11 protein-coding genes and 3 tRNA genes are annotated in these 9175 nt (G+C 70.2%); 9 read left to right on the forward strand and 5 right to left on the reverse strand.

From position 1 onward, the window contains the following. Window positions 1–13 precede the first annotated feature (13 nt). The 5 genes from AC1DV7_RS14630 (at window position 14) to AC1DV7_RS14650 (ending at window position 2250) form a co-directional block, all read left to right on the forward strand. Window positions 14–472, forward strand: a complete 459-nt coding sequence (locus AC1DV7_RS14630; RefSeq protein WP_477597867.1) for a DUF3566 domain-containing protein — start codon at window positions 14–16, stop codon at window positions 470–472. Window positions 473–657: 185 nt separating this feature from the next. Further along, window positions 658–734, forward strand: a tRNA-Ile gene (locus AC1DV7_RS14635). Between the two features lie 43 nt (window positions 735–777). After that, complete coding sequence (locus AC1DV7_RS14640; RefSeq protein WP_477597868.1) at window positions 778–897, forward strand: DLW-39 family protein; 120 nt, start codon at window positions 778–780, stop codon at window positions 895–897. 94 nt (window positions 898–991) lie between these two features. Continuing rightward, window positions 992–1067 (forward strand) — tRNA-Ala (locus tag AC1DV7_RS14645). Window positions 1068–1386: 319 nt separating this feature from the next. Then, window positions 1387–2250 (forward strand): class I SAM-dependent methyltransferase, encoded by an 864-nt coding sequence (locus tag AC1DV7_RS14650; RefSeq protein WP_477597869.1) that lies wholly within the window; start codon window positions 1387–1389, stop codon window positions 2248–2250. Between the two features lie 75 nt (window positions 2251–2325). On the opposite strand, the gene AC1DV7_RS14655 is transcribed toward AC1DV7_RS14650, so the two are convergent. Further along, the gene (locus AC1DV7_RS14655) at window positions 2326–2856 is read right to left on the reverse strand and encodes a hypothetical protein (RefSeq protein ID WP_477597870.1); all 531 of its coding nucleotides are present in this window, start codon (window positions 2854–2856) and stop codon (window positions 2326–2328) included. Window positions 2857–3242: 386 nt separating this feature from the next. On the opposite strand from AC1DV7_RS14655, the gene AC1DV7_RS14660 reads away from it, so the two are divergent. Then, window positions 3243–3827: a hypothetical protein gene (locus AC1DV7_RS14660; protein WP_477597871.1), complete on the forward strand. Its 585-nt coding sequence runs from the start codon at window positions 3243–3245 to the stop codon at window positions 3825–3827. Window positions 3828–4196: 369 nt separating this feature from the next. Here the strand turns inward: AC1DV7_RS14660 and AC1DV7_RS14665 are convergent, their stop codons facing one another. From AC1DV7_RS14665 to selD, 4 genes are all read right to left on the reverse strand, one after another. Then, on the reverse strand, window positions 4197–4703 hold the full coding sequence (locus tag AC1DV7_RS14665) for a hypothetical protein (protein ID WP_477597872.1): 507 nt from the start codon (window positions 4701–4703) through the stop codon (window positions 4197–4199). A gap of 123 nt (window positions 4704–4826) precedes the next feature. Next, window positions 4827–5294 carry an SRPBCC family protein gene (locus AC1DV7_RS14670; protein ID WP_477597873.1) on the reverse strand — a complete coding sequence of 156 codons (468 nt, stop codon included), beginning with the start codon at window positions 5292–5294 and terminating at the stop codon, window positions 4827–4829. Between the two features lie 39 nt (window positions 5295–5333). Beyond that, complete coding sequence (locus AC1DV7_RS14675; RefSeq protein WP_477597874.1) at window positions 5334–5639, reverse strand: hypothetical protein; 306 nt, start codon at window positions 5637–5639, stop codon at window positions 5334–5336. A gap of 40 nt (window positions 5640–5679) precedes the next feature. Beyond that, the gene (gene selD, locus AC1DV7_RS14680) at window positions 5680–6669 is read right to left on the reverse strand and encodes a selenide, water dikinase SelD (RefSeq protein ID WP_477597875.1); all 990 of its coding nucleotides are present in this window, start codon (window positions 6667–6669) and stop codon (window positions 5680–5682) included. Between the two features lie 24 nt (window positions 6670–6693). On the opposite strand from selD, the gene AC1DV7_RS14685 reads away from it, so the two are divergent. From AC1DV7_RS14685 to selB, 3 genes are all read left to right on the forward strand, one after another. Continuing rightward, window positions 6694–6789: transfer RNA gene (locus AC1DV7_RS14685), tRNA-Sec, on the forward strand. A gap of 15 nt (window positions 6790–6804) precedes the next feature. Continuing rightward, on the forward strand, window positions 6805–8121 hold the full coding sequence (selA, locus tag AC1DV7_RS14690; RefSeq protein WP_477597876.1) for an L-seryl-tRNA(Sec) selenium transferase: 1317 nt from the start codon (window positions 6805–6807) through the stop codon (window positions 8119–8121). 25 nt (window positions 8122–8146) lie between these two features. Next, a partial coding sequence (selB, locus tag AC1DV7_RS14695) for a selenocysteine-specific translation elongation factor (RefSeq protein WP_477597877.1) occupies window positions 8147–9175 on the forward strand: 1029 nt, incomplete at its 3' end.

Genomic DNA, 9175 nt, shown 5'->3' on the forward strand with positions numbered 1-9175 from the left:
AGGGGCCCCAGGCGTGGGCTCCCCGACCGTCGCGACCCCCACCGGCTCGGCGAACTCCGCCGCACGTCCGACGACCGGGGCGCCCCGCCCGACGGGCAGCCCCGCCCGGGCCCGGCGCGTCAAGCTCACGGTCTCGCGGGTCGACCCGTGGTCGGCGATGAAGATGTCGTTCCTGCTGTCCGTGGCGCTCGGCATCGCCAGCGTCGTGATGGTGGCCGTGCTCTGGATGATCCTGTCCGGCATGGGCGTCTTCGACGAGGTCAACCGCATGGTCGGCACGATCTTCAGTGACGCCGAGAACCCGTTCGACATCATGGACTTCCTCGGCTTCGGCCGGGTGCTGTCGCTGTCGATCGTGATCGGGGTCATCGACGTCATCCTCATGACGGCACTGGCGACCCTCGGAGCGTTCCTCTACAACATCTGTTCGGCCCTCGTCGGCGGCCTCCAGCTCACCCTCACGGACGACTGAGAGCCGGCCCCACCGGGCTCCCCGCCGGCTTGGTGGCCGACCGCGGAGCCGGCCCCACGGCATACCGAAACCGCCCGTCATCCGACCCCGGATGGCGGGCGGTAGCCGTTTTGGAGGTGCGTCCACCGGTGGGGTAACCTCGTGCCTCGCGTCACCTCCGGTGGCGCAGCGGAGATTGGGCTCACGGGCCTATAGCTCAGACGGTTAGAGCGCTTCCCTGATAAGGAAGAGGCCACAGGTTCAAGTCCTGTTAGGCCCACCAATCCCGATCCCCGCGGTTCCTCAGCGAGGGAGGCCGGCCCGCCATGAAGAAGCTCTTGATCCTCATTGCCACCGCGATCGGCGCTGCGGCGATCCAGAAGAAGCTCAAGGCCCAGCAGGCCGAGAAGGACCTCTGGTCGCAGGCGACGGACAACCCCTCGTAACGGAACGGTCTGCTCCGGCGGGCGTCTGCTCTGGCAGGCGGACTGCTGTGGCAGACGGTCTGCTTCGGTAGACACCCCGCGGCCCAGGCCGCGAGGGGCCATGGCGCAATTGGTAGCGCACCTGCTTTGCAAGCAGGGGGTTAGGGGTTCGAGTCCCCTTGGCTCCACCACAAGCAGAGGCCCCATCCGGTATGCCGGTCGGGGCCTGGTTTTCTTGGGCACCGACGGCGCCGCGATCGCTCTGATCGAGCCGGGGCAGCCACACGCGCGCCGAGCTGCAACCGGAGCCACAGCCTCGTCACGGCTCCGGGTTGCCTGTTGCGCCGAACCCCGACACCCTTGGGCCCACACGACGACGTCCCGACAGCACGATGCTGCGCAGAAGTGGGCGTCTCACCCCTGCAAGGCTGCCCCCGCCCGGCATCCGCTCGTCAACGCCGCGCTTGCCTGGCGCGCTCGGGCAGCGCCCAACGGAGAGGACGATTGCCGATGAGGTTCGACCAACTGGTTCGGCGACGGATTGGCAAGGTTGCGACCGCGGCGCGGTACGGCACGACAGACCCCCGCGGGGAGCGGGTCACCCGACAGCAGCCGGTGTCCGAGCCGGCCGCCAAGGGATCCCTCAGCGGCGTCGACTACGAGGGGGCCTGGGACAAGTACGCCAAGACGTGGCGGGAACGCTTTCCCGACGCCCAGTACCTCGGCGACGAATGGCAGGGCACCGAGGCCGGGGCAGCCCCGAACATCGAGAGCTACATCCAGCTGATCGACGACAAGTTCATCGCCCCCTACGTGGAGCCGGACGACCACGTCCTCGAGATCGGTGTCGGCGGAGGGCGCACGGCGTTGCTCTTGCGCAACCGCGCTGCGCACGTCACGTGTGCGGACATCTCCGCCGACATGCTCGCGGCCACCCGCGAGCGACTGGGCGACGACCGCATGTCGTACGTGAAGCTCGATGGGCGCACCCTCGACGGCATCCCGGACGCCAGCATCGACCTGTTGTTCTGCTTCGACACGTTGGTGCACGTCGAACCTCGCGACATCTTCAACTACCTCGCGCGCATCCCGACGCTGATGCGCGGACGGCGTCTGGTCCTGCTGCACCACGGCAACGTCCTCACGGACCGAGGCTGGAGCCGTTTCCTGCGGGAGTACGAGCACAACCTCATGGGTCGAAGTGGATCGGCATTCTCGGTGATGACCGACAGCATCATGCAGCGATTCCTCGACCACCTGGGATACGAGGTCCTGGTCAAGGACGAGACCACTGTCCCCCGCGACTGTGTGTGGATCGTCCGAGCCCCCGACGTCACTGCGCCGCCCGCGGACACCGCCGGGGATCCTGCCTGACGCGCGGTAAGGAACCCACGAGGAAGGCCCCCTCCCCATGGCGGGGAGGGGGCCTTCCGTGCGGTGCGAGGGTGCTCAGCCCCAGTACGGGTTGTCGTGGTAGCTGTCGTTCGGGTTGGCGCAGCCGCGGGTCTCGACACACGCGACGACGGTCGCGTCGTTGATGCGCCGCGAGCTCGTCCAGGTGGCCAGGCTCTCGGTGTAGGCCGACGAGGTACACCCGCCGACATCCGTGCGGGTGTCGCCGACGGTCGTCCAGCCGCTGTCGCCCTCGTAGCGGACCTTGAACTTCAGCTGGGCGCGCTTGTCGTCGCCGGGGCAGAAGTCGTTCAGGTAGATGTTCCTGAAGTACACCTTGTAGGACGAGGCGAAGTCGATGTCGGCCGTGGCCTTGGCGCCACCCCCGTTCGGGGAGTAGTAGACGGACGTGACCGGACCGTCGACGGCTGAAGCGGGTCCTGCGACCGCGGCGGGGATCGCCATCCCGACCGCCACGACCGTCAGGGCCAAGGCGGACTTCCGGGCTCGAGAAGCCACTCGGGTGCCACGACCGACCGCCGTCACGCCCTCCCCCTGCTCCGCCACTGCTTCAATGCTGTGCTGCATGAAACCCTCCCTTGTGATCCCCCGGAGCACCGTTGCTCTGGGGTGCGCCACGGACGCTAGAAGGCATTGGCATCCGTTTGGTGGGAAAAGTCACCGCCTTGACCAATTCATGGGTGATTTCATGCCAAACGCTGGTTCTGCCCGCAATTGCCTCGTATAGCCACGAGGCGGCACTGGCGCGCCAATGGCCCACGGGGCGACGAGGTGGGCGTCCGCAGAGGCGGTCAAGAGATTCCCAGGTCGGCAGGCCAGGCTGAGGAACGCATGCACGCGCATCATACTTGACCAGGATATCGTATGACTCTAAACCTATATCATCTTGTCACTGACTAGAAATTGCCTATACTTTTAGACGTCTGATGGGGTGCGATGTTCGCTGGGTCTCCATGGCCCACGGAGAAGCAGGGGGAGTCACCTTGAGAATGAACCGTGCCATAGCCACTCTCGCCGTCAGCACGATGCTGCTGACATCATCGGCGGCTGGAACCTGGGCCGACGAACATCCGGTGCAGACTGGAAGCCGTATGACCTCGCCGGGTCCGGTCGAGTCAGTCCCAGAGGGCCCGGCGCCCCAATGGTTCACGGATCCCGACTTCACGCCCAATGAACCGATGCCGGAAGCTGACAGCCGCTCGGCCGGCTCGCGAACGGCCGCGCGTGAGGCCGAGACACTTGTTCCGATGCCCTACTGCCGTGATGTCTACGGACACATGTATTGGATGTCCACGAGTGCCAACCTGGGGACGTGCACCCAGGGCTACGTGAAGTACTACGACAGCCGAACCGGGGACTACCTGGCCTTCTACGACGTCTACATGCATTACTGGAAAATGACGCGATCCACCGCCCTCTCCACGGCACTCAGCTGGTGCCAGGCCAACACCATCTGTTCCTTGGCTCTTGAGTCATTCCTGCTCTCGAAGGTCAAGCCGGTCTGGACCCTGGTTCGTCATGTCAGATGGGGGCTGTAGGCAGGGCCGTCAGAAGCTTCAGGCTTCTTGGACATGGACAGAGTGAGGCTCCGTGACTGCGCGCAGGATTGATTGGGACTCCGTGATTCGTCCCAGGTACTTGCGGTTCGCCATCCCCGGACTAGCGCTTCTGGCCTTGGCCGTCGTCAGGTGGGGAAATGGCTGGTGGCCGCACTGGGTGATGCTCGCCGGCCTGGCCTTGATCATTTGGCCGCTGCCGTCGCGGCCCAGGAGCAGTGGCGAATCCCCTCCTAAGGAGGGCGAGAGACCCACTCGACCCTGACCTCACGGCCCGACCGGGCGGTGACATCCGTTGGTCGCCACCTAGGAGCTGGAGAAAGTGCTGGGTCAACAGCGCACCCCAGCCGGCTAGGGCGCCAGGAGCACCAGGGGGACGCGGCAGCTCAGCCCGACGCCGTTGAGCCGCGCAGGCAGGGCCTGACCCTCGATGGTCGGCATCGTGAGCGGCTTGGGCTTGCCCGCAGCCAGTGCCTGCGCGTACGTGTCGCGCGCCCGGATCAGCCGTCCCCAGTCCTCGAGCCACTCGGCCGCTGGCTGGTCGGTCTCGATGGTCTCGCGCGGCACGTGACGGTTGATCGCCGCCACGAGCTCGGACACCGCGTCGTTCTGGGCGTTGATGGCTCCGATCCGCTGCGTGATCGGCGCATCTGCCGCCACGGCCGCCGCCGAGGACGTGTCGCGCATGATCGCGCAGGCCGCGTTCGCCACGGCAGCGAGGTGCGAGTCCTCGACGATCGCCGGGTTGTCCTGGTTCGCAAAGGTCCACAGGCGCGACAGGCTCAGCGCCACGACGACGGCGGCCACCACCACCGCCACGCGTGCGGCCCACAACCGCCACCTCTGCTCCCCGGCCATCACCGCCATGATCCCCGTGCCGGGCAGCCCCGCAACTCCGGCGAACGCACGAGTGCTCCGACCACGCGAGGCCCCACCCGGCATACCGGATGGGGCCTCGCGTGAGACGACGAGAAGCGAAGCTCAGGCGCCGGACTCGGCCATCGCCTTCAGCTTGGTCATCGCGTCCATCGTCTGCTTGGGCAGGTCGCGCCGGATCAGGGGCGTGAACAGCTTGCCGATGCCCTTGGTCGCGATGTCGATCGTGTGCGTCAGCGTCGTGCCCACGCCGTCGGACGCGGCCACGAAGTCGACCGTCACGTCCATCATCTTGTCCGTGAACTTCATCGCGAAGTGGCGGTCCGGCTCGTGCGCGATGACCTGTCCGTCCATGGTCCCGCTGCGGCGGCCGTCGTTGTAGTGGTACTTCAGCTGGGTCCCGACGTCGTTGGCGCCCTCGGACACCTTGTCGATGCCGGTGCAGCGCGACAGCCACTGGGGCGTCTTGGAGAAGTCGTCGACGATCGAGAAGATCGCGGAGGGGGGCGCGCTCACCGAGAGCGTGTGGGCGAAGTGCGGCATGGCGGTCTCCGGGGTGTGGGGGGTGCGCACACGCTACTGCCTCCGGTGCGTCGCCGACTCCGCCCCGCGTCAGTTGTCCCGGTATGCCGGGAGGTCGGCTTCCGCGCCCAGGCTCGGGGGAGCGGGGTGCGGCCTGCGCGGCTCGCGGACCCCGGCGAGGCCGTCGTCCCCGCCACCGGCGGGGAAGGTGCCGACGAGCTTGCGGCGACGCAGCGTGCGGTGCCGGTACACGGCATACAGGTGGGCACCAACGGGGTTCGTCATGGTGGCCCGCGCCAGGATCAGGGCCTCGGACGGGCTCGCCGCGGACACCGTTGCCGCGCCGTTGCGGCGGCCGCCCCGGTGGTCGCGCAACCGGACCTCGAAGATGGCCATGGCCCCAGCGTGCGCCCTGGCGCACTCACTCACAAGGGGTTCAGCGGATCTCGATGCGAGCCGGACCGGCGAGGGTGTGCCCGACCACCGGGGCGCCGGGCACCTCGCCGACGACCAGCAGACCTCCGCTGGTCTGGGCGTCGGCGAGCATGAGCATGACCTCCTGCGAGGCGTCACCGTCGAGGTGCGGGCGCACCCAGTCGAGGTTGCGCCGCGTGCCGCCGCTGACGTACCCCTCGCGCAGCGACTCCCACGCGCCCTCCAGCACCGGCACCGCGGCGCTGTCGAGGACGGCGCCGACCCCGGACGCGCGGAGCAGCTTGTAGAGGTGTCCGAGCAGGCCGAAGCCCGTGACGTCGGTGGCCGCGCGCGCGCCCGCGGCCAGCGCCGCGGCGCTCGCCGTGTAATTGAGTGCGACCATCGAGGCGACCGCGTGCGGGAAGACCTCACCCGTGGCCTTGTGCCGGTTGTTGAGGACCCCCACCCCGATCGGCTTGGTGAGGCTGATCGGCAGACCAGGCTGCGCAGAGTCGTTGCGCAGCAACCGATCCGGGTCCGCGACGCCCGTGACGGCCATGCCGTACTTGGGCTCCGGGTCGTCGATCGAGTGACCCCCCGCGACCGGGCACCCCGCCTCGCGGGCCACGTCCAGCCCGCCGCGCAGGACCTCGCGCAGCAGCTCGAGCGGCAGGACGGAGCGCGGCCACCCCACCAGGTTGATGGCGAGGACCGGCCGGCCGCCCATCGCGTAGACGTCGGACAGCGCGTTCGCCGCCACGATCCGGCCGAAGTCGTACGCGTCGTCGACCACCGGGGTGAAGAAGTCGGCCGTGCTGATGACCGCCGTCCCGTCGGCGACCCGGACCACCGCGCCGTCGTCACCGTCCTCGAGCCCGACGACCAGGTCGGGCGCGCTCTGCCCGCCCAGCCCGCGGACGACGTCCTCGAGCTCCCCCGGCGGGATCTTGCAGGCACACCCGCCGCCGGCGGCATACTGCGTCAACCTCACGGGAGCGCCCTGGGTGGTCACCCTGCCTACGCTAGCCTCGCGAGCGGAGGCGTACAGGTGCCTGGTGGCCCTCCCGGTCTTCAAAACCGGTGCAGCCGAGCAGCTCGGCTGGGCGGGTTCGATTCCCGTCCGCCTCCGCCAACCCCAGGAGGCCGTATGCCGGAGCCCGACCCCACGGACCCCCGTCGCCTCGTACCGCGCACGGACGCTGTCCTCGCGGAACCCGTGCTGGCACAGGCGATCTCGCGCCTGGGGCGCGACCGGGTCCGTGACGCCGTCCGCGACGCCCAGGCGCAGGTGCGCGCCGGCGACCTCTCCCCCGACGAGGTGGTCCCGGCCACCCTCGCGGCCCTGCCGGCCGGCGTGACGTCGCTGACCCCGGTGATCAACGCGACGGGGGTCGTCATCCACACGAACCTGGGTCGCGCGCCCCTGTCCGCCGCTGCCGTCGAGGCAGTCGTCGCCGCGGCCGGCACCGTCGACGTCGAGCTCGACCTCGCCACGGGGCGGCGCTCCAGGCGTGGGGCCGGCGCCCTGGCCGCCCTGCTGGCGGCAGTCCCCGAGGCCGGGTCGGCACTGGTCGTCAACAACGGCGCGGCCGCGCTCGTGCTCGCGACCACCGCGCTGGCTGCAGGTCGCGAGGTCGTCGTCAGCCGTGGCCAGCTGGTCGAGGTCGGTGACGGCTTCCGGCTGCCCGACCTCATCGCCAGCACCGGCGCCAGGCTGCGTGAGGTGGGCACCACGAACCGCACGACGCTCACGGACTACGAGCGGGCGGTCGGCCCCGAGACCGGCTGCATCCTGGCGGTGCACCCCAGCAACTTCCGCGTCGAGGGCTTCACCGCCGCCGTACCGGTGGCGGCGCTCACCACGATCGGTCCGCCGGTCGTGCACGACATCGGCAGCGGGCTGCTGCGACCCCACCCCCTGCTGCCCGACGAGCCCGACGCCGCGTCCTCACTGCGGGACGGCGCCGCGGTCGTCACGTGCAGCGGCGACAAGCTGCTCGGCGGGCCGCAAGCGGGTCTCGTGCTCGGCGAGCGCGACACCGTCGAGCGGCTGCGCCGGCACCCCCTGGCCCGGGCGCTGCGGGCCGACAAGCTGACGCTCGCCGCGCTCGAGGCCACGGTGCGTGGCCCACGCGTCCCCGTCCTCGACGCCCTCGAGGCCGACCCGGCGGTCCTCCTCGCGAGGTGCGGTCGGGTGACGGCGGCCCTCGGCCCCGAGGTCGGGGCCATGACCGTGCAGGCCGACGGCGTGGTCGGGGGTGGCGGTGCGCCGGGACTGCACCTGCCCGGGTGGGCCGTCTCCCTGCCCGAGTCGTATGCCGCGCGGTTGCGTACCGGGGCGCCCGCGGTGCTCGCGCGGATCGAGCGTGGGCGGTGCCTGGTCGACCTTCGCTGTGTCCCAGCCGCGTCGGACCCGTTGGTGGTGAAGGCGATTCGCGACGCCGGTCGCCCGGAGCCGAGCTGATGGGTCGTCTGGTGGGTGCCGCCTGATGGCGGTGGTCGCGACGGCCGGTCACGTCGACCACGGGAAGTCCACCCTGGTGCGGCTGCTGACCGGGATGGAGCCGGACCGGTGGGCGGCCGAGCGCAAGCGGGGCCTGACCATCGACCTCGGCTATGCCTGGACCGACCTCGACGGGCAGCGGGTCAGCCTGGTCGACGTGCCGGGGCACGAGCACTTCACCGGCAACATGCTCGCGGGACTCGGCCCGGTGGCCGCGGTGATGTTCGTCGTGGCCGCGGACGACGGCTGGTGCCCGCAGTCGCAGGAACACGCCCGCGCCATCGCCGCCCTCGGCATCGCCCACGTGCTCCTGGTCGTGACGCGCTGCGACCTGGTCGACGGCGCCCCCGCCGAGGCGCAGGCCAGGCAGCGGTTCGCCGAGCTGGGGGTCCCTGTCGCGGACTGCGTGCACGTCTCCGGGCGCACCGGCGACGGCCTGCCAGCGCTGCGGACTGCCCTCGCACGGCTCGCGTCCGAGTCGGCTCCGGAGCCAGGCGGCGATCGCCCCGTCCGTCTGTGGCTGGACCGGTCCTTCAGCGTGCGCGGCGCTGGCACCGTGGTGACCGGGACGCTGTCGGCAGGGACGATTCGCGTGGGCGACGTGCTCGTGCTCCGCGACCGCCGGGTCACTGTCCGCGGACTGCAGACGTGTGGCGAGCACGTGGAGGTCGTGAGCGGCCCGAGCCGGGTGGCCGTCAACCTGAGGGGAGTCGCGACCACGGACGTGTCCCGTGGCGACGCGCTGCTCGACCCGTCGTGGCCGTCCGCGGTGGACCTGGTCGACGTGGGCGGTCTCGACCCGGACGGACGGCTTCCCCGCACGCTGACGCTGCACGCCGGCACCGCTGCGCTGCCCGTCCGGACCCAGCGTCTCGGTGACGGGCTGGTCCGCCTCAGGCTGGACAGGCCGGTGCCCCTGCTGCCCGGTGACCGGGCGGTGCTGCGCGACCCCGGGCTGCACGAGGTGCTCGCGGGCGTCGAGGTCGCCATCCTGGACCCGCCCACCCGCCGTGAC

It is taken from the genome of Pedococcus sp. P2_E4 (assembly GCF_056403935.1).

Excerpts from the sequence above, each read along its gene's own strand:
- AC1DV7_RS14665 (WP_477597872.1), bottom strand. The coding sequence starts at position 4,703 with ATGGCCGGGGAGCAGAGGTGGCGGTTGTGGGCCGCACGCGTGGCGGTG.
- AC1DV7_RS14655 (WP_477597870.1), bottom strand. The coding sequence starts at position 2,856 with ATGCAGCACAGCATTGAAGCAGTGGCGGAGCAGGGGGAGGGCGTGACG.
- selA (WP_477597876.1), top strand. The coding sequence starts at position 6,805 with ATGCCGGAGCCCGACCCCACGGACCCCCGTCGCCTCGTACCGCGCACG.
- AC1DV7_RS14660 (WP_477597871.1), top strand. The coding sequence starts at position 3,243 with ATGGCCCACGGAGAAGCAGGGGGAGTCACCTTGAGAATGAACCGTGCC.
- AC1DV7_RS14675 (WP_477597874.1), bottom strand. The coding sequence starts at position 5,639 with ATGGCCATCTTCGAGGTCCGGTTGCGCGACCACCGGGGCGGCCGCCGC.
- AC1DV7_RS14640 (WP_477597868.1), top strand. The coding sequence starts at position 778 with ATGAAGAAGCTCTTGATCCTCATTGCCACCGCGATCGGCGCTGCGGCG.
- AC1DV7_RS14650 (WP_477597869.1), top strand. The coding sequence starts at position 1,387 with ATGAGGTTCGACCAACTGGTTCGGCGACGGATTGGCAAGGTTGCGACC.